The sequence below is a fragment of the Shewanella sp. 10N.286.48.B5 genome, from assembly GCF_002874355.2.
In the GTDB taxonomy this organism is placed as follows: domain Bacteria; phylum Pseudomonadota; class Gammaproteobacteria; order Enterobacterales; family Shewanellaceae; genus Shewanella.
This window is the reverse complement of record NZ_MCVG02000003.1, coordinates 114,054-137,646: the sequence shown is the minus strand read 5'-3', so window position 1 is coordinate 137,646 and position 23,593 is coordinate 114,054. Positions and strand designations below refer to the sequence as shown.

General features: G+C 41.3%; 22 protein-coding genes, 1 other RNA gene and 1 pseudogene. 16 read left to right on the top strand and 8 right to left on the bottom strand.

Translation table 11 applies throughout. The annotated features are described in order from the left end of the window. Window positions 1-42: 42 nt before the first annotated feature. Complete coding sequence (argH, locus tag BCU57_RS17470; RefSeq protein WP_102440344.1) at window positions 43-1,413, top strand: argininosuccinate lyase; 1,371 nt, start codon at window positions 43-45, stop codon at window positions 1,411-1,413. Between the two features lie 135 nt (window positions 1,414-1,548). On the opposite strand, the gene BCU57_RS17465 is transcribed toward argH, so the two are convergent. Beyond that, window positions 1,549-4,170: a penicillin-binding protein 1A gene (locus BCU57_RS17465; protein ID WP_198589982.1), complete on the bottom strand. Its 2,622-nt coding sequence runs from the start codon at window positions 4,168-4,170 to the stop codon at window positions 1,549-1,551. A 188-nt stretch (window positions 4,171-4,358) separates the two neighbouring features. Here BCU57_RS17465 and BCU57_RS17460 point away from each other — a divergent pair, with 188 nt between their 5' ends. From BCU57_RS17460 to BCU57_RS17420, 9 genes are all read left to right on the top strand, one after another. Then, entirely contained in the window at window positions 4,359-5,438 is a 1,080-nt protein-coding gene (locus BCU57_RS17460; protein ID WP_102440342.1) for a pilus assembly protein PilM, read from the top strand. Beyond that, a complete protein-coding gene (locus tag BCU57_RS17455; protein ID WP_102440341.1) occupies window positions 5,426-6,004 on the top strand; it encodes a PilN domain-containing protein in 579 nt (192 codons plus the stop codon). The genes BCU57_RS17460 and BCU57_RS17455 overlap by 13 nt, the downstream gene beginning before the upstream one ends. Beyond that, window positions 6,001-6,615, top strand: coding sequence for a type 4a pilus biogenesis protein PilO (locus BCU57_RS17450; RefSeq protein WP_076541990.1), 615 nt, complete (start codon window positions 6,001-6,003; stop codon window positions 6,613-6,615). The genes BCU57_RS17455 and BCU57_RS17450 overlap by 4 nt, the downstream gene beginning before the upstream one ends. After that, the gene (locus tag BCU57_RS17445; protein WP_102440340.1) at window positions 6,615-7,130 is read left to right on the top strand and encodes a pilus assembly protein PilP; all 516 of its coding nucleotides are present in this window, start codon (window positions 6,615-6,617) and stop codon (window positions 7,128-7,130) included. The genes BCU57_RS17450 and BCU57_RS17445 overlap by 1 nt, the downstream gene beginning before the upstream one ends. Before the next feature lie 19 nt (window positions 7,131-7,149). Continuing rightward, a complete protein-coding gene (locus tag BCU57_RS17440; protein WP_102440339.1) occupies window positions 7,150-9,198 on the top strand; it encodes a type IV pilus secretin PilQ in 2,049 nt (682 codons plus the stop codon). 296 nt (window positions 9,199-9,494) lie between these two features. Beyond that, entirely contained in the window at window positions 9,495-10,010 is a 516-nt protein-coding gene (aroK, locus tag BCU57_RS17435; RefSeq protein ID WP_076541984.1) for a shikimate kinase AroK, read from the top strand. Between the two features lie 8 nt (window positions 10,011-10,018). Then, a complete protein-coding gene (aroB, locus tag BCU57_RS17430) occupies window positions 10,019-11,095 on the top strand; it encodes a 3-dehydroquinate synthase (RefSeq protein ID WP_102440338.1) in 1,077 nt (358 codons plus the stop codon). Window positions 11,096-11,119: 24 nt separating this feature from the next. Next, window positions 11,120-12,613, top strand: coding sequence for an AAA family ATPase (locus BCU57_RS17425; protein ID WP_102440337.1), 1,494 nt, complete (start codon window positions 11,120-11,122; stop codon window positions 12,611-12,613). Between the two features lie 86 nt (window positions 12,614-12,699). Continuing rightward, window positions 12,700-13,539, top strand: coding sequence for a Dam family site-specific DNA-(adenine-N6)-methyltransferase (locus tag BCU57_RS17420; RefSeq protein WP_102440356.1), 840 nt, complete (start codon window positions 12,700-12,702; stop codon window positions 13,537-13,539). 39 nt (window positions 13,540-13,578) lie between these two features. On the opposite strand, the gene BCU57_RS17415 is transcribed toward BCU57_RS17420, so the two are convergent. Together BCU57_RS17415 and BCU57_RS17410 are read right to left on the bottom strand one after the other, a co-directional pair. After that, a complete protein-coding gene (locus tag BCU57_RS17415) occupies window positions 13,579-13,761 on the bottom strand; it encodes a DUF2970 domain-containing protein (RefSeq protein WP_076541979.1) in 183 nt (60 codons plus the stop codon). Next, window positions 13,761-14,129, bottom strand: a complete 369-nt coding sequence (locus tag BCU57_RS17410; RefSeq protein WP_102440336.1) for a hypothetical protein — start codon at window positions 14,127-14,129, stop codon at window positions 13,761-13,763. Before BCU57_RS17410 ends, BCU57_RS17415 begins: the two co-directional genes overlap by 1 nt. Window positions 14,130-14,429: 300 nt before the next feature. Here BCU57_RS17410 and rpe point away from each other — a divergent pair, with 300 nt between their 5' ends. The 4 genes and pseudogenes from rpe to BCU57_RS17390 all read left to right on the top strand — a co-directional run. Then, window positions 14,430-15,104 (top strand): ribulose-phosphate 3-epimerase, encoded by a 675-nt coding sequence (rpe, locus tag BCU57_RS17405; RefSeq protein WP_102440335.1) that lies wholly within the window; start codon window positions 14,430-14,432, stop codon window positions 15,102-15,104. A gap of 2 nt (window positions 15,105-15,106) precedes the next feature. Then, on the top strand, window positions 15,107-15,829 hold the full coding sequence (locus tag BCU57_RS17400) for a phosphoglycolate phosphatase (protein ID WP_102440334.1): 723 nt from the start codon (window positions 15,107-15,109) through the stop codon (window positions 15,827-15,829). Between the two features lie 4 nt (window positions 15,830-15,833). Beyond that, on the top strand, window positions 15,834-16,835 hold the full coding sequence (gene trpS, locus BCU57_RS17395) for a tryptophan--tRNA ligase (RefSeq protein ID WP_102440333.1): 1,002 nt from the start codon (window positions 15,834-15,836) through the stop codon (window positions 16,833-16,835). A gap of 75 nt (window positions 16,836-16,910) precedes the next feature. Beyond that, window positions 16,911-17,108 (top strand): annotated as a pseudogene (locus BCU57_RS17390) (EamA/RhaT family transporter); the annotation flags it as partial. 83 nt (window positions 17,109-17,191) lie between these two features. On the opposite strand, the gene BCU57_RS17385 reads toward BCU57_RS17390, so the two are convergent. From BCU57_RS17385 to BCU57_RS17370, 4 genes are all read right to left on the bottom strand, one after another. Then, the gene (locus tag BCU57_RS17385) at window positions 17,192-17,767 is read right to left on the bottom strand and encodes a BON domain-containing protein (protein ID WP_102440332.1); all 576 of its coding nucleotides are present in this window, start codon (window positions 17,765-17,767) and stop codon (window positions 17,192-17,194) included. Then, entirely contained in the window at window positions 17,764-18,357 is a 594-nt protein-coding gene (locus tag BCU57_RS17380) for a phosphoheptose isomerase (RefSeq protein WP_076541969.1), read from the bottom strand. The genes BCU57_RS17385 and BCU57_RS17380 overlap by 4 nt, the downstream gene beginning before the upstream one ends. 81 nt (window positions 18,358-18,438) lie before the next feature. Continuing rightward, window positions 18,439-18,777 carry a YraN family protein gene (locus tag BCU57_RS17375; protein WP_372001410.1) on the bottom strand — a complete coding sequence of 113 codons (339 nt, stop codon included), beginning with the start codon at window positions 18,775-18,777 and terminating at the stop codon, window positions 18,439-18,441. Then, window positions 18,777-20,600 carry a penicillin-binding protein activator gene (locus BCU57_RS17370; RefSeq protein WP_102440331.1) on the bottom strand — a complete coding sequence of 608 codons (1,824 nt, stop codon included), beginning with the start codon at window positions 20,598-20,600 and terminating at the stop codon, window positions 18,777-18,779. Before BCU57_RS17370 ends, BCU57_RS17375 begins: the two co-directional genes overlap by 1 nt. A gap of 89 nt (window positions 20,601-20,689) precedes the next feature. On the opposite strand from BCU57_RS17370, the gene rsmI reads away from it, so the two are divergent. Next, a complete protein-coding gene (rsmI, locus tag BCU57_RS17365) occupies window positions 20,690-21,532 on the top strand; it encodes a 16S rRNA (cytidine(1402)-2'-O)-methyltransferase (protein WP_102440330.1) in 843 nt (280 codons plus the stop codon). 113 nt (window positions 21,533-21,645) lie between these two features. Beyond that, an RNA gene (gene rnpB, locus BCU57_RS17360) (RNase P RNA component class A) lies at window positions 21,646-21,989 on the top strand. A gap of 62 nt (window positions 21,990-22,051) precedes the next feature. Here rnpB and BCU57_RS17355 read toward each other — a convergent pair. Beyond that, window positions 22,052-23,323, bottom strand: coding sequence for a YeeE/YedE family protein (locus BCU57_RS17355; protein WP_102440329.1), 1,272 nt, complete (start codon window positions 23,321-23,323; stop codon window positions 22,052-22,054). Window positions 23,324-23,593: the final 270 nt, after the last annotated feature.

Here is a 23,593-nt window from a genome sequence, read left to right as displayed (position 1 = left end):
ATAGCCCCGTTTTTATAGAATAAGTTAAAAGAGGGTATCGACATGGCGTTATGGGGCGGAAGATTCAGTCAAGAAAGCAGTGCATTATTTAAATTATTTAATGACTCATTACCAGTAGATTATCGTTTAATTGAAGAAGATATTATTGGCTCAATTGCATGGGCTTCAGCAATCACTTCAGTGGGCATTTTAACCCAAGCAGAATGTGAGCAATTGCATGGTGCGCTAAATGAGCTACTTAGCGAAGTTGCTGACAAACCAGAATTGATTATTGCTTCTGGCGCAGAAGATATTCACAGTTTTGTGGAGCAGTCTTTAATTGCCAAAGTAGGCGACCTAGGTAAAAAGCTGCATACAGGGCGTTCGCGTAATGACCAAGTAGCCACAGATTTAAAACTATGGTGTAAAAAAGAAGGTCAGCACTCACTTACATTACTGAAAAAGCTCTCTGCTGAACTTGTTAAGCTTGCTGAGCGTGAAATTGATGCTGTGATGCCTGGCTATACCCATCTGCAAAGAGCTCAGCCAGTCTTATTTGGCCATTGGTGTTTAGCTTACGTAGAAATGTTTGAACGTGACATTAGCCGTTTAGAAGATGCACTAAAGCGTGCTGATACTTGTCCATTAGGCACTGGCGCCCTTGCGGGAACAGCTTATCCAATGGACAGGCATCAAATTGCACAATCATTAGGCTTTGCTGCGCCAACCTTAAATAGCTTAGATTCAGTGTCAGATCGTGATCATGTTGTTGAGTTATGTAGCGACGCTTCAATAAGCATGATGCATTTAAGCCGTATGGCTGAAGATTTAATTTTCTTTAACAGTGGTGAAGCAGGTTTTATTGAGCTTGATGACGAAGTGACATCTGGTTCATCTTTAATGCCACAAAAGAAAAACCCTGACGCCTTAGAGTTAATTCGAGGCAAAACGGGCCGTGTCTATGGCAGCTTAATGGGTATTCTTACTACCATGAAAGCATTGCCACTGGCTTATAACAAAGATATGCAAGAAGACAAAGAAGGCTTATTTGATGTCATGGATAGCTGGTCTATTTGTCTTGAAATGGCAGCATTAGTATTAAGTGGCTTGCAAGTTAACCGTGAAAGAACTTTAGTAGCAGCTCAGCAAGGTTATGCTAATTCTACCGAGCTTGCAGATTATCTGGTCGCTAAAGGTATGCCATTTAGAGAAGCGCACCATGTTGTTGGTGAGGTGGTCGTGGCTGCCATTGCCAAACAAACTCCATTAGAAGATTTTGTTATTTCAGAGCTACAGCAATTTAGTCCAATTATCAGTGATGATGTTTATGAGTGCTTAACGATTGAGTCATGCTTAGCAAAACGTGAAGCTTTAGGCGGTACCTCGTTAGCGCAAGTAAAATATGCATTAGCGCAGAAACAAGCTAATAGCTAAACAATATGTAAGCCTTATTAGTTTATATTTGTTTCTTTTAGGCTTAAATGAAAAGTCCGCAGTGATTAATCATTGCGGACTTTTTAATGCATTAACACCAGACTAATTTTTAAAAATAACTGCTGGTGGATTTATTTACTGAAATAAATCATCTGCCGGATTCTCTATAAACAGATCATCTTCGATAACTTCTTCTGTGGCATATTCAGTCGGCTCAGTGCCTTCGATAAAATATTCAAATGAAGTGGTGTAATCTGTTTTACGGGTTAATTTGCCACTAGCTAAGTCAATACGCGCCGAAATAATCCCTTTAGGTGGAATGCTCGCAACTTCTTCGGTACCAGTGAGCGCTTGGTTCATAAAATCATTCCAACCAGGCCCTGCTGTTTTTGCCCCAGCTTCAGCCCCTGATATTTGATTTTCAGGACCATCGGCAACCCAGCTGGTTCTGCCTAGTTTACGGCTGTGATCGTCAAAACCAACCCAGAATGTCGAGGTGAGAGTGGGGTTAAAGCCACTAAACCAAGTATCGCGGGATTCATTGGTGGTACCGGTTTTACCTGCAATGTCACGACGCTTTATCAAGCGTGATGCTCGCCAAGCGGTACCATTCCAGCCTGTGCCTTTACTCCAATTGCCGCCACCCCAGATTACACTTTTGAGGGCTTCAGTAATTAAGAAGGCGGTTTGCTCAGAAATGATCCTAGGAGCGTAGCGCGCGTTTTCATCTCCACAAGCAGCAATACCAGTATCACTATTATTAGAACTAGTCTCAGCACTAGCAAGTGTATTGTCTAAGCTGTTTTCAGTTTCAACTGGCGCTTGCTGTGAGCTAACAAACTCATTAGCCATTGCTGCAAAAGGGTCATCAATGCTGTTGGTTGTCTTATTAGTCGCATCATCAACCTCATTGACATCTGAGGTGCAGGCCAGTGCAGGTGACGCTTTTTCAATGACATTGTCATATGAGTCAGTAACCTTACTAATATAATAAGGTTCAACTAAATAGCCGCCATTAGTAAAGACATTAAAGGCGGTGGCGACTTGCAGTGGTGTTACTGAAGGGGACCCTAAAGCGACAGATTCATTTCGTGGTAAATCAGCAGGGTCAAATCCAAAGTCAACTAAGGTATCTATGGTGTTATCTAAGCCAATATGACGCATGGTACGAACGGACATTACGTTGATAGACTGAGCTAAGCCAATGCGTAAACGTGTTGGACCGCCATAAATGTCAGGTGAATTTTTTGGTCGCCATGCCGTACCTTGACGAGTATCGGGCTTATTAATCGGCGCATTATTGATTAATGTTGCAAGGGTGTAGTCTTTTTCAAGCGCGGCAGCATAAATAAACGGTTTGATATTAGAGCCTAATTGACGCTTGGCCTGGGTAACACGGTTATACTGGCTTTGACTAAAGCTAAAACCGCCCACCAAAGTGCGAATAGCGCCATCGCTTGGTTCTAATGAAACCGTTGCACTTGAAACCTGTGGAATTTGAGATAATTGCCAAAACTCGCCATTATCTCTAATCCATACCTTTTCACCGACAGTTAAAATATCCGCTGCTGTTTTAGGTGGCTTACCTTGACGGCGATCGTTAATAAATTTGCGAGCCCATTTCAGGCCATTCCACTGGATGACAACTTCTTCACCTTTAGTATTCAGTAAAGTTGCTTGTTGCTCACTAACCGACATGACAGCTGCTGGCATAATACCTTGTACTGCAGAGGTCGTTTTAAGGTTTTCTATAATGTCGCTGGTGGCCAGAGGTGTATCTGTCCACAAGGTGCTAATTGCTCCACGGTAGCCATGACGCTGATCATAAGCAAACACATTATCGCGTAGGGCGCTTTGAGCTTTTAATTGCAGATCTGAAGAAATGGTAGTGTAAACGTTATAACCATTAGTATAGGCGTCTTCTTCACCATACTTATTTACCATATAATCACGTGCCATTTCAGAAACGTAAGGTGCATATAGATCTATTTCTGCGCCATGATATTTCGCGGTTATAGGGGCATTTATGGCTTCTTGGTATTGTGTCTCGGTGATATTGCGTTTTTCCAACATGCGGCCTAAAACCCAGTTACGGCGTGTCATGGCACGATTCGAATTACGAATTGGATTAGCTGCAGAAGGCGCTTGGGGTAAGCCGGCAATCATGGCCATTTCTGGCAGAGAAAGTTGGGCTAAATCTTTGCCATAATACACTTGAGCTGCAGCGCCGACACCATAGGCACGGTTACCTAAAAATGAGCGGTTTAAATATAATGTGAGGATTTCTTCTTTAGATAATGCTTTTTCAATTTTTAGCGCAAGAAAAATTTCTTTCGTTTTACGAATATAGGTTTTTTCACGGGATAAGAAAAAGCCTCGAGCCACTTGCTGAGTAATGGTGCTGGCGCCTTGGCTTTTTTTGCCTGTAGTAACCAAAATAACGGCTGCGCGAATAATACCAATAGGATCGATACCCTGGTGTTCAAAGAAACGTGCATCCTCGGTATCTAATACCGCATTAATTAATTGCTGAGGCACATCTTCATATTCAACCGGTATTCGTCGTTTTTCACCAAATTGAGAAATTAATAAACCATCTTGACTATAAATTCTTAAAGGTGTCTGTAGTTTGACCGTTTTAAGCGAGTTTACATCCGGTAATTCTGGTAAAACGTAGAAATAAGCAGCGACAATGGTGCCGACGCCCAATAAAGTTAAGCTAAAAATAGCAATAAGTATTCGTTTAAACCACTTCACCAAAATAATCCAAAGTTCGACAATATGGCTTCTAGTATATAAGCGGGAGGGTTTTTGGTGAAGTAAAAACATGAAAACAAAAAAAAACTAGTTGTAAAATGTAGAAACATTTTATACAAATACTTATAACGAGTTGATTTTGTGCTAATCTATTTTAAAATATAAAATAATAAATGCGATGATGGAATATGCTTTCTAAATTTTGGAAGCGTCAAGCTCCGCAAATGGTGGGGATCGATATTGGATCCCATGAAATAAAGGCCATATTGCTGGGTAAGACTGCTGATGGATATAAAATTCAAAATTATATATCAGCTCCTTTACGAAAAGGAGCTGTAGTTGATCATGAAATTCGTGATTCTGAAGCTGTTATTGAATCATTAAGGCACATAAAGCGTGGACTACCGAAAGGTATTAAATCTGCCGCAGTGTCTGTTTCTGGTTCTGCTGTGATGACAAAAGTGATTTACATGGACGCTTCATTAAATGAAGAAGAAATGGAAGCGCAAATTGAAATTGAAGCAGATAATCTTATCCCTTATTCACTTGATGAAGTGAGTATCGACTTTGAAACTCTTAATCCCAACACTACCGACCCAACAAAGGTAGATGTGTTATTAAGTGCTTGCCGTACTGACAACATTGATTCAAGAATGGATTCACTTGATGCAATTGAGCTTGATACCAAAGTGGTTGACGTTGAAGCTTATGCTTTAGGGCGTTCAGCAGAACTTATTCTGGCTCAACTTCCTGAAGGGGCCAATGAAAAATCCGTTGTGCTAGTGGATGTTGGCGCCAATATGACGACATTTGCGGTTGTAGAAAATGGCGAAACGACATTTATTCGTGAGCAAGCATTTGGCGGTGAGTTATTTACCCAATCAATTCTATCGTTTTACGGTATGTCTTACGATGAAGCTGAAAATGCTAAAGTCACAGGTGATTTACCACGCAATTATATGTTTGAGGTGTTATCTCCATTTCAAACCCAATTATTACAACAAATAAAACGTACCTTACAAATTTACTGCACTGCCAACGGCAAAGATAAAGTTGACTATATTGTCTTAAGTGGTGGCACTGCAAAACTTGAAGGTATGACAACGTTATTGGCTAATGACTTAGGGGTGCATTCAATTGTTGCTAACCCTTTTCAAGGTTGTTTACATGCTGATGATGATATTAAAAACCAAATAGAACCTAGTATCAGTAAATATATGGTTGCATGTGGTTTAGCGCTTAGGAGTTACGCTCAATGGCGAACATAAACTTACTACCTTGGCGTGAAGAGGCCAGAGAAAAACACAAACGAGACTTTATTGGCATATTAGCGTTAGTGTTTTTAATGACCTGTTTAATTGTATTTCTGGCATTGAGTTTTATTGAAGTCGTTATCGACGATCAACGTGCTAGAAATTCATACTTACAGTCTGAAATATCATTATTAGACTCGCAAATTGCCGAAATTAGAAAAATTAAAGCGCGTAAAGATGATATTGAACGTCGCACTAAAATTATTCTAGACCTGCAGCAATCTCGTAATTTGCCAACACATGTATTAGATGAACTAGTTAGAATTGTGCCGCCAGGAATTTATCTTTCCAGTATTGAAAAGAAAGGTAGCTTGTTGTGGATTGAAGGTCGCAGTGAATCTAATAATAACGTCGCGAATATGATGAGAAAAGTTAAAACATCTCAATACCTCAATGATCCAAGCATGCAGTCAATTGTTAGTCATAATGAAAACTTACGACAATTGCAAAAGTTTAGATTAAGAGTGACTATTTTTGATGACCAAATCAGTACTGGCTCAAGCCAAGGAGGTCAGCAATGAATCTTGACTTAGAGCAGTTTAATGATATTGATTTTGAAAATATTGGCGCTTGGCCTGCATTAGTTAAAATTGTATTTGCTGCTTTTTTATCTATCTGTGTACTTGGCGCCAGTTATTATTTATTTATTTCCGATGCGATAGATGTCCTTAATGCTGAAGAAAGAAAAGAAATAACCCTAAAAGAAGACTTTCAAACTAAATATCGTTTGGCGGCAAACTTAAAACTGTATCGTGAGCAACTTGTGGTAATGGAAGCTCAGTTTGCAGAACTTTTAAAAATGTTACCATCTGAAAATGAAATGCCAGGTTTACTGGATGACACCACATTCGTAGCAACAGATGCTGGACTGCGAATTAATAGCTTAGATTGGGATACTGAAATTGAGCGTGATTTCTACTTAGAATTCCCGATAAAAATGTCAGTTGTAGGTGATTATCATAAATTAGGCAGCATGGTAAGCGGTGTCGCAAAATTGCCGCGGATTGTCAGCTTGCATGACTTTGTCATTAAGCGTGATGATTCAGGTAGTCTATCGATGGATATTTTAGCTAAAACCTATCGATTTAAAGAAGGTGCGAAAGTACCTGCGAATAAGAAGGGGAAGAAATAATGAAACTCTTACCCTTATTACTCATCATGCTATTGCTAACAGGTTGTATTGGTGACAGAAGTGATTTGGAGTTGTTTGTAACAACGACTAAATCACAGCATGTTGCTCGCATTCCTCCGTTAAAAGAAACACCTAAGTTTGAGCATTTTGCCTATCAAGCAGAGCTTATGCGAAGTCCTTTTGTTCCACCTTCTCGAGAGCTCACAGAGGAAGTGATTGACACAAGTAGAGATTGTTTACAGCCAGATTTGAAACGTCGTAAAGGGCGCTTAGAAACGTATGCTATAGATAATTTAAAAATGCGCGGTACGTTAAGTGAAGATGGCACAGTTTGGGCCTTAGTTGAATCATCAGATACCAATGTTTATCGCTTAGGTGTCGGTGAGTATCTTGGACTTTACCATGGCAAAATAGCTGAAGTCACACCGCAATACATTGAAATTATAGAATTAATTCCTGATGGTTCAGGTTGCTGGGCTGAAAGAGCAAGCAACTTAGAACTTTCTGGCAAATAATGCGAAGGATGAGGGAATAATGAAATCTTCTGCCTCGATGCAAAAATCGACCACAAAAATATCACTGTTCAGAACCGTACTCGGTGCTGTGTTGTTGCTTGGTGCATTACCAAGCGCGTTAGCTGCGAATAAATTAGTGGATGTAAAGTATCATTCTATTGTTGATCACCAATTAGAATTAGAATTGGTGTTCGAATCTGACATTGTTCAGCCTGAAGTTGATTTGAAGGCGTCACCTGCTCAAATTCTATTAAGTTTTGACGATAGTATTTCAAGCCTCGATAAAGACGATATTACTATCGATAGAGTTGGGGTTGAGAGTTTAAAAACCTCTCAACAAAATGGCGCACTGAACATCGTTGTAGATTTAGCTGAGGTAAAACCTTATCAAGGCAAAGTGGTAGGTAATACTTACCGTTTAACGGTTAACGATACTGTATCTGGGCCTGATAGCGCTGATAACCCATTTGTAAATGGCATTGATACTATTGATTTTCGCCGCAATAAAAATGGTGGTGGCGATTTATTAATTCATTTAGATAATCGCTCTGTTGCTGCCAACGTAGCTCAGGTTGGCTCTAAATTAGAAGTGAAATTGTATAACACAGATATTAAAAGCGAGCTTTTATATGTGATGGATGTACAAGACTTTAATACACCAGTTACGAGCTTTGAGACCTTTAAAGAAGACTTAACTGCCCGTTTGATGGTCGATGTTGATGGCAACTATGATTACACATACAAGCAAGACGGTAATGTGTTCAAAGTGAGTATTAATAAAGTAGAACGTGCCATCGTTGCTAAGGATGACAAAAAATATAATGGCCGTTCTTTGTCGCTTAACTTCCAGAATATTTCTGTAAGAACAGTACTGCAAATTATTGCTGATTATAATGATTTCAATTTGGTCACCAGTGATACCGTAGAAGGCAATATCACTCTACGTTTAGATGATGTGCCTTGGGATCAAGCGCTAGATTTGATTCTCCAAACCAAAGGGTTGGATAAGCGTATTGAAGGCAATATCTTAATGGTTGCCCCAAGTGAAGAGCTGGCTATTCGAGAAAGGCAAGATTTGGCTAACAAGCAAGAAGTCAAAGAGTTAGCGCCGCTTTATTCTGAATATATTCAGGTAAACTATGCAAAAGCGGTCGATATTGCCGAGTTGATGAAAAGTGCTGATTCAAGCTTATTGTCAAATCGCGGTAGCGTTGCGGTTGATGAACGTACCAATACTTTATTAGTCAAAGATACCGCAGATACTTTAGAAACTATTCATCGTTTAGTTGAAGTACTGGATATCCCGATTAAGCAGGTATTAATTGAAGCCAGAATGGTGACGGTTAAGGATAACGTCTCTGAAGATTTAGGCATTCGTTGGGGAATTACTGATCAACAAGGTGAAAGAGGTACCTCTGGGTCACTAGAAGGCGCTAATGATATTGTTGCTGGGGTTATTCCTGCACTAAGTGACCGCTTAAATGTGAACTTGCCCTCTTCGGCCTCTAATGCTGCCAGTATTGCATTTAGTGTGGCGAAAATGGCTGATGGAACCGTACTTGATTTAGAGCTAAGCGCGTTAGAGCAAGAAAATAAAGGCGAAATTATTGCGAGTCCACGTATTACCACTTCAAACCAAAAAGCGGCCTATATCGAACAAGGTGTAGAGATCCCTTATGTGGAGTCTGCCTCAAGTGGTGCCACAACTGTGTCATTTAAAAAAGCAGTGTTGTCATTACGAGTAACCCCGCAAATTACCCCAGATGACCGTGTCATTCTTGATTTAGAAATTACTCAAGATACCCGTGGTGAAGTTGTTTCAACTGGTACGGGTGAAGCGGTTTCTATTGATACTCAGCGAATTGGTACTCAGGTGCTTGTTGATAATGGTGAAACCATTGTATTAGGCGGTATTTACCAGCAGAACTTAATCAGTCGAGTTAGTAAGGTGCCAGTATTAGGTGACATTCCTCTGGTTGGTTTCTTATTCAGAAACACATCAGATACAAATGAACGTCAAGAGTTATTGATATTCGTGACACCGAAAATCGTGACTGAAAAACTGTAAAGATAAAAAATATTAATGCCAGCTTAATTGCTGGCATTTTTTTGCCTTAAAATAATTAATTGCTTGATTATATTAAGGTCATTAAACATACCATCATTTTTTAAACTCGATGAATCTAGGGTTAAATTATTTATTTTTAATAAACTCACTATAAATCGCTCACATCACTTGCAACAACTGGTGCATAACTGAGATAATCCTTCGTCAAGTCTCATTAGAGCAAGGTTAAATAATAGGTCGGCTTGAGTTTAAGTCGATAAGGCATACTTTTCATATAAGATTCAGACGTATATACAATGGCTGAAAAACGCAATATTTTTCTGGTAGGCCCTATGGGCGCAGGTAAAAGCACAATTGGTCGTCACTTAGCCCAACTGCTGCATTTAGATTTCCACGACTCAGATCACGAGATTGAGCAACGCACAGGTGCAGATATTGCATGGGTGTTTGACGTTGAAGGCGAAGAAGGTTTTCGTCGACGTGAAGCTCAAGTCATCGCCGACCTTTCGGAAAAGCAGGGCATTGTCCTAGCTACTGGCGGCGGATCTGTACAAAGCAAAGACATTCGTAATCATCTGTCGGCTCGCGGTATCGTTGTATACCTTGAGACAACAATTGATAAGCAAGTGGCTCGTACTCAACGTGATAAACGTCGACCTTTACTTCAGGTGGATGATCCACGTGAAGTGCTTGAAGATCTTGCTGACGTTCGTAATCCTTTGTATGAAGAGATTGCAGACGTAATAGTTAAGACTGATGAACAAAGCGCGAAGATTGTCGCAAATCAAATTATTGAGCAACTCGGTTTTTAGGTAGGTTTATGCAACAAGTGCAGGTTGAATTAGGTGTAAGAAGTTATCCCATTTATATTGGCCAGAATTTATTGCAACAAAACGCTTATCTCACCGATTACCTTTCCGGTAAAAAAGCACTTATTGTCACTAACGACACCATTGCTCCGCTGTACTTGAAACAAGCGCAGCAAGCTATGGCATCTTGTAGTGATATAGGTGTGGTTGTATTGCCGGATGGTGAACAATATAAAGATTTAACTCACTTAAATTTAATTTTTTCTGCACTGTTAGAAAATAATTATGCCCGTGATTGTGTAATCGTAGCACTAGGTGGCGGTGTCGTTGGTGACATGGCCGGCTTTGCTGCATCTTGCTATCAGCGGGGAGTTGAGTTTATTCAAATTCCAACCACCTTATTATCTCAAGTGGACTCTTCTGTTGGTGGTAAAACCGCAGTAAATCATCCGCTTGGTAAAAATATGATTGGGGCTTTTTATCAGCCACAACTGGTATTAATTGACACCGATTGTTTATCGACATTACCTGCAAAAGAGTTTGCTGCAGGAATGGCAGAAGTCATTAAATATGGCGTTATCTGGGATAGCGATTTTTTTAGCTGGTTAGAGCAAAATGTTGCTCCATTAAAAGCATTAAATACCGAAGCATTAAGCTACGCGATTGCTAAATGCTGCCAGATAAAAGCTGATGTCGTTACCCAAGATGAAACAGAGCGTGGTGTACGGGCACTGCTAAATTTAGGCCATACATTTGGTCATGCTATCGAAGCTGAAATGGGCTACGGTGTATGGTTACATGGTGAAGCTGTTGCTACCGGAACCATTATGGCGGCGGTAACATCGCAAAAGTTAGGTCTAATCGAGCAAAAAGATGTCGATAGAATTATTCGTTTGATGTTGGCGTTTGATTTACCGATAAGCTCTCCTGATTCAATGAACTTTGCTGACTTTATTAAGCATATGCAGCGAGATAAAAAAGTTCTCGCGGGTCAAATTCGATTGGTTTTACCCACCTCAATAGGCTCTGCTGATGTATTCTCTGATGTTGAAGAGTCTTTATTAGCTGACGTCATTAGCCAAGTTTAAGCTTTTTTGTCTAATGGTGGAGCTGTGGACATTCAACAAACGCTTTTATTACCTTCCCAAGAAGCTTTAGTTCAGCGGCTACAACATATTGCCAGCTATAGTGAGCAGCTAGTATTAGTCTGCGGCGCTAAAGGTTCAGGTAAAACCACCTTAGTTACAGCATTGGCGAGCGAGCTTGATAACTATAACTCTGCGTTGGTTATCTGCCCAATGCACGCTGATAGCGCTGAAATTCGGCGTAAAATACTGATCCAACTGATTTCATCACCAATTTTTGATGATACCTTACCGCTATCAGATACCTTAATTCGCATCCAATCTAGCTTAACAAAACCGCTGCATATCATTATTGATGATGCACATTTGCTGCCTAAAGAATTATGGGCAGAATGTATAGTGCTGACTCAAATCCGTTGTGCGGATAAACCGGTATCACTGACTTTTACGGTCACCACTGAATCATTTGCAGAGTTTAATGAATTAACTAAAACCATGAAGGATTTATTGCTTCATGTCGAGGTAGAGCCATTATCCTTAGCTGAACGTGAAGGCCTATATCGCACTTTATTAGTTAGAAGCAATAAAACGCCATTTATACCTCGCGAAATCATTCAATCACAAATTGAAAAACAAATGGGTACTCCTACCGAAGTGATTGAGTTACTTAAGCTTGCGCTTGAGGATAAGGTTGAAGAGCCAAAACGCTGGCCAAAATATTTTCCCTTAGGGGTGATCAGCTTGCTGCTGTGCTTAACCTTAGCGATTGTCGTTTTTTTTTATAATGAACCCGCAGCAGAATCTATTGAAGCAAACCAAGTTAACTTTAGGGCTTACCAAGCGCCAGAATCTCCAGCGCAATGGGCAAACCATCATTATGGCCAAAGCTTATTATTGCCTTGGCTTCAATTACATTTGCCATCTCAGCAATCTTTAATAGCGGCTAATGAGCCAAGCGATCTTGTTTTACAGCTGCTTACTGAGCAGCAAATATTAACCAGCACTACAAAAAGTGGCGCAGTTGAAATCGAAGCAGCAAACACTCAACAGGATTACCAGAGCGTTCATACTGTGGCTGTTGAATTAGTGGCTGGTGAATTAATAGCAGCTGAGTTAGTGGTAAATGAAGATATTGATACCGCTGAAGTTGATGAGACATTGGTCATTATTGAAACAGATAAGCTACAGCTTACTGACAACAGTGCAGCGCTGAGCAATACTGACGATATTGCCACAGCCAATGAAGCGTTAGCCGAGCTGAAATATCGAGCGGGTTACACATTACAACTGGCGAGCGTTATCGAACCCAAATCACTTAACAGTATCTTGTTAAAATTAGATAATGAAACCGCTGTAATTCGTGCTAATTATAATAAACGTCATGTTGTCTTATTTGGGCAGTTTAATAACGCCAGCCAAGCACAAGATAAAGCGCTTAAATTACAAACCGAACTCGGTTTAAGTGCCCCTTGGGTTCGAAAATTCAGCGATCTTCAAGGTTATCAACTTAGTTCAAATTAATTAGTTAAAGCCCTTAAATCAGCAATGATTATTCTCAATAAAAAGAGTACAATCATCTGCTTTAATTTTGCTAGTAAATGGTATTCATGACTAAAAAGCATAGAGCCTTTCTTAAATGGGCGGGTGGAAAATTTAAACTCGTTGATGAGCTAGCAAAACATTTACCTCAAGGTGAAAGGCTAGTTGAGCCTTTTGTCGGTGCAGGATCAGTGTTTCTCAATACTGACTACGACTCATATCTGCTATGCGATATTAATCATGATCTAATTAACCTCTATAATATTGTTAAAAGTCAGCCTGAGAAATACATTGCAGCAGCAAAGGCCATGTTTGTTCCAGAGATGAACGTAAAAGAGCAGTATTACCGAGTGCGTGAAGAGTTTAACCAAACTCAAGATCCGTTTTTACGCTCCGTTTATTTCTTATATATGAATCGTCATGGTTTTAATGGTTTATGCCGTTATAACCGTAAAGGCGGCTTTAATGTCCCGTTTGGTTCTTACAAAAAACCTTATTTTCCTGAAAAAGAACTGCGTTATTTTTCTGAAAAAGCTCAAAAAGCGATTTTTGAGTGTGTGGGTTACGAGCAAGCATTTGATATGTCAAAAGCAGGTGATGTCATTTATTGTGATCCTCCTTATGCTCCGCTATCAACTACAGCAAGTTTTACGACCTATGCCGGCCCAGGTTTTAGTCTTGACGACCAAGCGCTATTAGCGAGAAAGTCTCGCCACACTGCACTTGAGCGTGATATCCCGGTACTGATCAGTAATCATGATATTCCACTGACTCGAGAGCTATATCGCGGCGCAAAAATGGCCTCGATAGACGTACAGCGCAATATTAGTCAAAAGGGTATTTCACGTAAGAAAGTAGCTGAAGTGATGGCGTTATATGATCATCATTATCAAGAAGTTATTGATTAAATCTTGAGTTAAGCAAAGGCTTAGCTGATAAATAGTGGCTTAGCTCAGTACCTGCTTAACAATCAATATTAGCGATAAAACCATCAGCACTGCCAGTGCAATGCCCATAAAGATGAAGGGTAAGGGTGATCGACTTTGCTTAAAATCACGTTGGCGATTATCTTCCGTTTGCACCCCAAAAAATGCGGCGATAGTACTGGTAAATACCTGCCAAATAGACATTAAAGTGCGTTAGGGTTATTCGTTGGCATATCACTTATTGGTCTATTGTGGTCATTACTATGCAGTAACTCCAATAAATCTAAAAAGTGAAACTGACTTGAGCGACTATTGCCTGTTACCCAACTTCCCCAACTGACATTATCTGAATCAACTGCACAGCGGTTAGTCGGATGGCTACTGGGTAAACTCGCGTTATAGGCAACATTGTCAGAGCAATCACATTGCTGAGCTTGCAAGGCGGGCTCGCTTTCTGACATGAAAAAGTAGGCAACAAGCATTAATGCGCTAGTCGAAAATAAGCTAACAGCAGGTTTTAATGTTACTTTACCTGTTTGCTTAGTACTCATTTTTAGCTGACGGCACATCATAAGGGCTATCCTTGTCTTATACTTTCAGAAATTATTCAAAAGGGATTAATCATCTATCTACATTGGCATATACGCTGCCTAGCAGAAGATTGTTCACAATACACAGTGACATGTGTCGCATTATAGCAAGTTTGTTTAGATATTGAACAGTCATCATGTGTGATCTAGATCAACTTAATATCGACATAGCACTAAAATTTACATTTCTTGCTGTTGAAAAAGTTTTATTAGCGATTGAGACTAGAGCGATTTCTCTGCAAAGGGTAAAATACTGTCACTTATAACCGCCTCGAGAAGACTATGCGTCCATTTTTGATTGCCCCATCTATTTTATCTGCCGATTTCGCCCGTTTAGGTGATGACGTTAAAGCCGTTTTAGATGCCGGTGCTGACGTTGTTCATTTCGATGTTATGGATAATCATTATGTGCCTAATTTAACCATTGGCCCTATGGTATGCAAAGCGTTGCGGGACTACGGCATTACTGCTGATATTGATGTACATTTAATGGTTAAGCCTGTTGATAGTCTAATTCCTGATTTTGCTAAAGCAGGCGCATCAATTATAACTTTCCACCCAGAAGCCACAGAACATCTTGATCGCAGCCTACAGCTGATTAAAGAATCAGGCTGTAAGGCAGGCTTAGTGTTTAATCCTGGTACACCATTACATTACCTTGACCATGTGATGGACAAATTGGATGTGATTTTATTAATGTCAGTAAACCCAGGTTTTGGTGGCCAGTCATTTATCCCATCGACACTGGCTAAGCTTAAGCAAGTGCGTGACATTATTGATGCCAGCGGTTATGACATCCGTTTAGAAGTCGACGGTGGGGTAAAAGTAGATAATATTGCTGAAATCGCTGCTGCAGGCGCCGATATGTTTGTCGCAGGCTCTGCTATTTTCAATCAACCTGATTACAAAGTAGTTGTTGATCAAATGCGTGATGAACTAGCAAAAGTTGAAGGCTAATTATGACAGTATTTTCTAATATTAAAGCCATCGCTTTTGATTTAGATGGAACACTTATTGATAGCGTTCCTGATTTAGCTGCGGCAACTAATGCAACACTAACAGAGTTATCATTACCTAACGCACAAGAAGCGCAAGTTAGAAGCTGGGTTGGCAATGGTGCCAATATGTTAATGCGCCGCGCTTTAATGTTTGCTCAACCACAAGTGACTGATACGCAGGCTATTGACGCTCAATTAGAGCAAGTTATGCCAAGGTTTATGCACCACTATGGGCTTCATTTAGAAAAACACAGTAGCTTGTACCCTAACGTGTTAAGCACCTTGAAGCAGATAAAAGCTGCTGGCTATAACATGGCAATTGTGACTAACAAACCGTACAAATTTACCACACCGTTACTTGAGTCTTTTGGTATAAGTGCGTTTTTTGATCTTGTACTTGGTGGCGACTCGTTAGAAAAAATGAAACCCGACCCATTGCCATTAACGCATATTTTGCAGCAATGGCAACTTGAGCCAGCACAACTGCTTATGGTAGGTGACTCAAAGAATGACATACTCGCTGCGAAATCTGCCGGTCTAAGCTCAATTGGCTTGACCTATGGCTACAACTACGGTGAAGATATCGCCCTGAGCAGCCCAACGGCAGTATGTGAACAATTTAATGAAATTTTAGCGCTACTGAATTTATCCGCTGAAATGAATGCAACATCAATGGAGCAATAAACGAATGACTGCAAAACCTATCGTGTTTAGTGGTGCTCAACCATCAGGTGAGCTGAGTATTGGTAACTACATGGGCGCACTTCGTCAATGGGTTAACATGCAAGATAGCCACGACTGTATTTATTGCGTAGTTGATTTACATGCAATTACTGTAAGACAAGACCCTGCGAAACTACGTGAAGCCTGTTTAGATACCTTAGCTATTTACCTTGCATGCGGTATCGACCCTGAAAAAAGCACGGTATTTTTACAATCTCAAGTTCCGCAGCATACACAGCTGAGCTGGGCGTTAAACTGTTACACCCAAATGGGTGAGCTAAGCCGTATGACCCAGTTTAAAGATAAGTCGCAAAAGCATGCAAACAACATCAATGTTGGCTTGTTTGATTACCCTGTATTAATGGCTGCAGATATCTTGCTATATCAAGCTAACGAAGTACCTGTTGGTCAAGATCAAAAGCAGCACTTAGAGCTAACCCGTGATATCGCGACGCGCTTTAATAATGCCTATGGTGATACGTTTGTCGTGCCAGAGCCGTTTATTCCGCCAACGGGCGCAAAAGTCATGTCACTGCAAGAGCCGACTAAGAAAATGTCTAAGTCGGATGAAAACCGTAACAACGTTATTGGTTTACTTGATGATCCTAAAGCGATTATGAAGAAAGTGAAAAAAGCCATGACCGATAGCCAAGAGCCACCAGTGGTGCGTTTTGACGTTGAAGAAAAACCAGGCGTTTCAAACTTGTTAAGCCTGATGTCAGGTTGTAATGGTCAGTCAATCGAGTCAATTGAAAAAGACTTTGAAGGCAAAATGTACGGTCACTTAAAAGTCGCTACCGGTGAAGCAGTTGTCGCTATGCTTGAGCCGCTGCAAGAGCGCTACCGTGAGATTAGAGCCGATGAAGATTATCTTAATGCAGTATTTAAAGCCGGTGCTGAAAAGGCACAAGCTCGTGCAGAAGAGACGATCAAAAAGGTCTACGAGAAAATCGGTATGATTGTGTAGTATCTGTTTTTTTAAGACAAAAAAAGCCAGCATCAAGCTGGCTTTTTGTGAGCTGCCAATAAAGGCTAATGGTTTGAAATCGCCGTGGCTGAATACTCAGGATTACTATTTTGTGTCATGTTTGGATGGGTATGGTTTGGGGAATGGTTAGATGGGCTCGGTTGGCTGGGAGCTGGGTTGATTGTGCTGCCGACAACACTCGTTTCAATATGTGGAAAAGTCTTGATAGCCAAGCGTAAAGTATTGGCTAATAGGTTGGTCGAAACGCAATAATAGAAGGTTACTCATTAGCAACAGCCAATAAAAATAGTCTATACAAACTCTTTTTATTGGCAGTCTAATGATGAGTTATTGAGCTAGTCATCTTTATCGACGTACTCAAATACTTTGATTACCTTACGTACACCAGAAGTATTGCGGGCGATATCAACCGCAATATCCGCTTGTTCGCGATCGATTAACCCCAGTAAAAATACCTCGCCGTTTTCCGTGATCACTTTAACTCGGGTCACATCCAAAGACTTCTCATTTAGCATCCGCGTTTTAACCTTGGTTGTTACCCAAGTGTCGTTGCTGCGAGTGGTAAATGAGGTAGGGTTACCAATGCGAATTTGATTATGTAATTTGCCGCCAATTTCCAGCTCTTGTACCGTTTTAATGGCTTTATCACGCAACATTGAGTTAGGAGATTGACCAATCATCAATACATTACTGTTTAACACCACACCGGTAATATTGGTCTGGTTATGAATATCTTCATGCTTAGACAGTGCGCTGGTAATTTCAAAGTCGGCATTGGTATCACTGATTTGTGTCGACATACTACGCTCATCATTGACCATTTTGGCCCCGCCAACAGCACCAACCATCACCACGCCAGCGCAGCCTTGAAGAAGGAAAAGTATTGCTATGACAAGAGCCGTTTTTATCATGCTTGCTCGTCCTGTGGGAACAGAGTGCGGTCAATATTGTCACATAAGCAGTGAATTGCTAATAAGTGAACTTCTTGAATACGCGCAGTGACATTGGATGGAACTCGTACTTCAACATCGCCAGCGCTCATCAAGCCCGCCATAGCGCCGCCGTCTTTACCGGTTAATGCCACAATAGTCATGTCACGGCTTAATGCAGCTTCCATGGCTTTAATGATGTTACCTGAGTTACCGCTGGTCGAAATTGCTAATAAAATATCACCTGGTTGACCCAGTGCCATGATTTGCTTTGAGTAAATTTCGTCATAGCTGTAATCGTTAGCAATAGCTGTAATGGTTGAAGTGTCACAACTTAACGCGATAGCAGGTAGCGGTGGACGCTCAATTTCATAGCGGTTTAATAACTCAGCTGAGAAATGCTGCGCGTCACCTGCACTGCCACCATTACCACAGGCTAGGATCTTGTTACCACTTAAAAGACATTGCACCATCATTTCAGCCGCTTTCTCAATCGACTCTGGTAATGCTTCAGCAGCATCAATCTTGGTTTGAATTGACTCTGTAAAGCTATCTTTAATACGTTCTAACATGGGTTAAATCCTTACAAGGTAAAGTGTTGCTAGCATGCTTTATTTCTTCAATTGAGCAGCATTATAGCTAAAAATGGCTGTTTAAAAACACCCCTGAAGCCATTGAATGTCGGTTGTGTTAATGGCAACCATATCAAAACGGCATGGGGCATTGATTTTATGGGTTTGTATATACTGTTGGGCTGCTTTTCTGATGCGAGAAATCTGTGCTGCAGACAGGGCGGTGAGTGCGCCGCCAAATTGGGTTGATGAGCGAAATTTTACTTCAACAAAGACCCAAGTTTGTTGGTCGCGCATGATTAAATCAATTTCACCAAAGCGGTAACGCTGATTTTGAGCCACAAACTTAAGGCCTTGCTGTTCAAGGTAAGTACGTGCGGTTAATTCAGCCTGTTGGCCTTGACCCACAGTTGACGACATCATAATGGGCGCAGCTGGCCTCGTTGGTATTTACCCCAACTGAGTTTACGTTCAATTACGCCATTTTCATCCACCGATAATGCGCCACTACGACCATTAAACTGGTAGCCAGGAAAGGCGCGCATTTGCGCTAAACGATTGACTAAATCAAGGGCGTCATAACCCATGATGTATAAACGCTTCTGGCTGTTATTCCAATTGCTCCAGAGTTTTTTGACCATGGTGGTTTCAGTATTCGTGCCCATTAACCAAGGGATATCACTGATCATCAGGTTGTTAAGCTCTTGAGCCGATTGAGTCGAGCTGCCACTTAAACGGCTGCGGCTGGTGGTATACAGGGCAACCGGATCGGCAAACACACTAAAATTGACGTCTAAAAAGGGCTTTAATAGCACTAAATCTTTTGCGGCTGAGATCATGTAAATAGCATCAATATCACGACGTGAGCGAAAATCAGCTTCAATATTGTTGCCAATCAGCTCTTTTATTCTAGCAATTCGCGCTTGGCTGTCTTTAACACCTAAGGCTTCTTGTACTGTTAGCTTCATCTGATCGCCGCGATCATAAAAGTGGACTTCAGCATTGTCTTCAGTGAGCTCAAGCCACTTTTTATTAAAGCTTTCTGCCATACGTTTACCCGTTGAGTCATTACTGACTAACAATAACGGTAGCGTGATGCCATCTTCATAGAGTTTTTGCGCAGCATCGCTAGCTTCTTGTGCTGGCGATAATGAAAAGTAAAACTGATCATTTTCTGGGGTAAAGCTGTCGGTTTGATTTAAATACAGCTGCGGCACAGTGAGCAAATCTTGCTCATTAAGTGCTTGTAGCTCTTCAACCGCGGAAGGCAATAGCGGCCCAATCACAAATTCAGCACCAGCAGCAATAGCAGCTTGATAAGCTTGCTCAACCCCAAGGTTAGTGTCAAAGAAATTAAGCTCAACATTGTCTTCAAATGCCGCCATATAGCTGGCAATTAAACCTTGTCTAATTGGCTCTGCAACACTGGCTCGTCGGCCTGTTAACGGCAATAACACTGCAATATTTTGTGGTTTAAAAGGTTTGGCATTTAAGGCTTGTTCTAAATCTGATGGCAGTTTCGCAGCGCCTGGGTGATTAGGGTTGGCTTGTTGCCACTCACCTAAGTAACGAACTAGCTGTGATGGGTCAACCGCATAATGTTTGGCAATATAGGCTAACTGTAACCAGCCTGAAAAAGTGGGATTGCTGTTGTCACTCATAAAGCTTTTAATGGTTTCTTCATGCAGTGGCTGTAGCGTACGCCAAATAGTGTCATTCACTTCAAAGGCTTGCTGCTGCGGAAGATATAAACTGAGTAAACTTAATTGTCTAAGCTCATCAATAGGCTGCTTAGTTTGATTAAATAAGCGGGCTTTATATTGATGATAAGTGACTCTTTGCCACTGGGGTAATTTCCATTGGCTAGGATAGCGTAAAATTGCTAATGCATCGGCATCTGAGCTGGTGTTTTCAGCCACCCGCGCAGAAAGGTAAATATACTCAGCCTGAATGCTTAAATCACTTTGCAAATCAGCTTTCATCGAGGTCAAAAGCTTGTTTGCGGCAACAAAATTGCCATCATTGATATAAGCATGTGCGGCAAGTAGCAAATAGCGGTCGCGAATTTGCGGCTGTTTAGCATTGCTTGCTGCAGATAAATAAACATTAGCCGTTTGTTCAACGGATGCCATTGAGCTATCAATAGCCTGTTTATTTTCAGTAGGTTGAGTCGCACAACCAAATAACACGGCTGATAAAATGGCGGCGAAAACAAATTTAGTTGTATTCAGTCTTTTTAACACAGGGCTTCACTCTGGTAAGATGCTGACTCTAGTTTAACCTGCTCTTTCACTTGGCGAAAGTCTTGATGATAGTCAATACAGAGGTAGTTATGGACCTATCGGTCGCACTTTATATCGTTCCCACTCCTATAGGCAATTTAGGAGACATCAGCAGCCGTGCAATCGAGGTGCTTAATAACGTTAAACTTATTGCCTGTGAAGACACGCGTCATAGTGGTAAATTGCTCAGTCATTTTGGCATTGAAACCCGTAAGACGGCGTTGCATGATCATAATGAACGTGACAGAGCCCAGTGGATTATTCAAAAGCTGAGTAATGGTGAAGCTGTGGCACTTATTTCTGATGCGGGCACGCCGCTCATTTCAGATCCTGGCTACCACTTGGTCAAACAGGTGCGTGAAGCAGGTTACAATGTTATTCCGTTGCCGGGCCCTTGCGCAGCAATTACCGCCTTAAGTGCATCAGGATTACCTTCAGATCGTTTTTCATTTGAAGGCTTTTTACCTTCAAAAGAAAAAGGCCGTTTAGACAAATTATCAGCACTTAAAGAAGACTCAAGAACCTTAATCTTCTATGAATCACCACATCGCATAGTGCACAGTTTAGAGTCAATTGTGGCGGCATTAGGCGAAGACCGTGAAATTGTCATGGCCCGTGAAGTGACTAAAACCTTTGAGACCTTTTTATCTGGCGCAGCAGGCGCTGTACTGCAACAAGTTAAAGATGACTTAAATCAGCAAAAAGGCGAAATCGTATTAATGATCCATGGTCACCGCAGTGACAGTGATTCAGAAATACCCACAGTGGTGATCAATACTTTAAAATTGCTATGTAAAGAACTGCCACTTAAAAAAGCCTCGGCATTGGCTGGCGAAATCTACGGCCTTAAAAAGAATGCCCTTTACAAATACGGTTTAGAAATCGGTCTATAGAGAATAGGTTGAGTTGAGTAGTTAGCTCAACCTGTTTACCTCAGCTTCATATGGTTTGCCATAAAGCCATATTTTAGTTGGTGTGTTGCAGTGGCTTAGGCTATAATCCGCGCCGAGTTGGCCAGACAGTTGCTGCGTTCGCAAGAACGGGGAGGAAAGTCCGGGCTTCAAAGAGCAGGATACCAGGTAACGCCTGGGCGGTGTAAACCGACGACAAGTGCAGCAGAGAGGAGACCGCCAACTTCGGTTGGTAAGGGTGAAAGGGTGCGGTAAGAGCGCACCGTGCGGCTAGTAATAGTTCGTAGCAAGGTAAACTCTATCCGAAGCAAGACCAAATAGGGTCCCGTATGGCGCTGCTCGCGTTGGGACCGGGTAGGTCGCTTGAGCCTGTGAGCGATTGCAGGCCTAGATGAATAACTGTCCAAGACAGGACCCGGCTTATCGGCCAGCTCACCTAATAGTACGAAGCCCGCTTATCGAAAGATAAGCGGGCTTTTTGCTGTCTAGTCTATCAGTAACTTATTTCATTACCGCTTGTTGGAAACGGTTACCTGCAATGGCGCCGATGACAAGTACCAGTAAATATACCCAACCAGATAATGAGAAATTAGCAATTGGGGTGAACAAGGCGCCGACATTACAGCCGTTAGCAAAGCGTGTACCAAAGCCCATTAACAGTCCACCTAAAGCAAACAATGCCAGCTGTTTTGTGGAGTGGTTTATGGCAAATGAGAATTTAAATTTACCCATAAATAACACCGCGATGAGCGTGCCTAAGAAAATCGCCAAGTTTTGTACTGATACCCCGTGTTCAAAAAAAGGCGTGCTGAACATAGCTTCAGGGCGCTGGCTTATTTCGGTAATGGTGTTCATTTCAACCCCAAACAACATCAAACCTTTAGCAAACCAAATACCAAAGGGGGTCGATGCGCCCCAGCCTGAGCCAGTACTTGCCATCATGATGCCAAAAATAACGGCAATAACTAATGCTGTGGTGCGCATTTGCCACAGGCTGGCAAGCCAGTTTTGATATGTTTTACGGCTAAATAACGTGAACTGTGTGTCTGCATCACGGTTAACGCTTTGGGATTGAAGCTGTTGACGCTCAATTTCACCGGCGACACCTAAGTATGAGCCTTTACGGCGGCGATAGTTTTCATATTTTTTGGCAATAATCACCACGGTTAACGCTAAAACTATGGTCACTAAAATTGACATGAAGTAACCATTTAGCGGCGTGCCAGCAAACAAGTCGGGTAAAAATACCCCTTTACCTTGATAGCTTGCTGATGAAAACCAGCTATCCGTTATCCAGCTTTGGCTGCTTTGTAATGGAAAGCCAAAAAAGACTCCCGCGCCAAAAAACACTAAGGTAATTGCCGCTCTTGGCACATCACTGACAAACTCCACCATCATCCCCGTTGCGCAGCAGCTGGATAAGCTCATGCCTGCACCAAACATGATGCCGCCAATCAATAGCCCTGCATTAATGGGGTTAATCCATAAATCATAGTGCTGGCTATCAGCGTTAAGCAATAAACCGGCATTGATGATGGCAGTGATCACAAACATGAACATCAGGGTTTGCAATAATTGAGTAGAGCCGCGGCGGTAAGCGCGGTTAATACTGCCTGCAAAACCGATGGCGCCTTTGGCTAACGCAAAGCCTAAACTAAGGCCTAATAACAAGCGTAAAAACAGCCCGTCATTGGCTAATTGAGTCGCACCAACCACTAAGGTTAATAGCAAAATGGCAACGGCCATCACCGCTTGATTTTTATTTATTTCCACTAGACCAACCCACTACATTTGATAACAAATTCAAAACAGAAATTAAACAAATGACATTATTTTCAAGTGTTTAAGTGCATCTGCTATTTTAGGGCGATTATGGTGAACCCGCTTGTTGCTGTCTATCGTCAACCGTTGTTTTAAATAGACTGCTTTGTCATAACTCATGCAATAAAGTGAATTATGATGATAATTATTTAATGTCTAAACCATGAAAGAGCTCAATTATCGATTCATTTATTAGCATATGGATCAAAATAACATGGCCGT

Excerpts from the sequence above, each read along its gene's own strand:
- BCU57_RS17460 (WP_102440342.1), top strand. The coding sequence starts at position 4,359 with ATGCTTTCTAAATTTTGGAAGCGTCAAGCTCCGCAAATGGTGGGGATC.
- BCU57_RS17375 (WP_372001410.1), bottom strand. The coding sequence starts at position 18,777 with ATGTCGTCAACTGTGGGTCAAGGCCAACAGGCTGAATTAACCGCACGT.
- argH (WP_102440344.1), top strand. The coding sequence starts at position 43 with ATGGCGTTATGGGGCGGAAGATTCAGTCAAGAAAGCAGTGCATTATTT.
- aroB (WP_102440338.1), top strand. The coding sequence starts at position 10,019 with ATGCAACAAGTGCAGGTTGAATTAGGTGTAAGAAGTTATCCCATTTAT.
- BCU57_RS17410 (WP_102440336.1), bottom strand. The coding sequence starts at position 14,129 with ATGATGTGCCGTCAGCTAAAAATGAGTACTAAGCAAACAGGTAAAGTA.
- trpS (WP_102440333.1), top strand. The coding sequence starts at position 15,834 with ATGACTGCAAAACCTATCGTGTTTAGTGGTGCTCAACCATCAGGTGAG.
- rsmI (WP_102440330.1), top strand. The coding sequence starts at position 20,690 with ATGGACCTATCGGTCGCACTTTATATCGTTCCCACTCCTATAGGCAAT.
- BCU57_RS17385 (WP_102440332.1), bottom strand. The coding sequence starts at position 17,767 with ATGATAAAAACGGCTCTTGTCATAGCAATACTTTTCCTTCTTCAAGGC.
- BCU57_RS17445 (WP_102440340.1), top strand. The coding sequence starts at position 6,615 with ATGAAACTCTTACCCTTATTACTCATCATGCTATTGCTAACAGGTTGT.
- BCU57_RS17450 (WP_076541990.1), top strand. The coding sequence starts at position 6,001 with ATGAATCTTGACTTAGAGCAGTTTAATGATATTGATTTTGAAAATATT.
- rpe (WP_102440335.1), top strand. The coding sequence starts at position 14,430 with ATGCGTCCATTTTTGATTGCCCCATCTATTTTATCTGCCGATTTCGCC.
- aroK (WP_076541984.1), top strand. The coding sequence starts at position 9,495 with ATGGCTGAAAAACGCAATATTTTTCTGGTAGGCCCTATGGGCGCAGGT.
- BCU57_RS17415 (WP_076541979.1), bottom strand. The coding sequence starts at position 13,761 with ATGTCTATTTGGCAGGTATTTACCAGTACTATCGCCGCATTTTTTGGG.
- BCU57_RS17400 (WP_102440334.1), top strand. The coding sequence starts at position 15,107 with ATGACAGTATTTTCTAATATTAAAGCCATCGCTTTTGATTTAGATGGA.
- BCU57_RS17420 (WP_102440356.1), top strand. The coding sequence starts at position 12,700 with ATGACTAAAAAGCATAGAGCCTTTCTTAAATGGGCGGGTGGAAAATTT.
- BCU57_RS17455 (WP_102440341.1), top strand. The coding sequence starts at position 5,426 with ATGGCGAACATAAACTTACTACCTTGGCGTGAAGAGGCCAGAGAAAAA.
- BCU57_RS17440 (WP_102440339.1), top strand. The coding sequence starts at position 7,150 with ATGAAATCTTCTGCCTCGATGCAAAAATCGACCACAAAAATATCACTG.
- BCU57_RS17380 (WP_076541969.1), bottom strand. The coding sequence starts at position 18,357 with ATGTTAGAACGTATTAAAGATAGCTTTACAGAGTCAATTCAAACCAAG.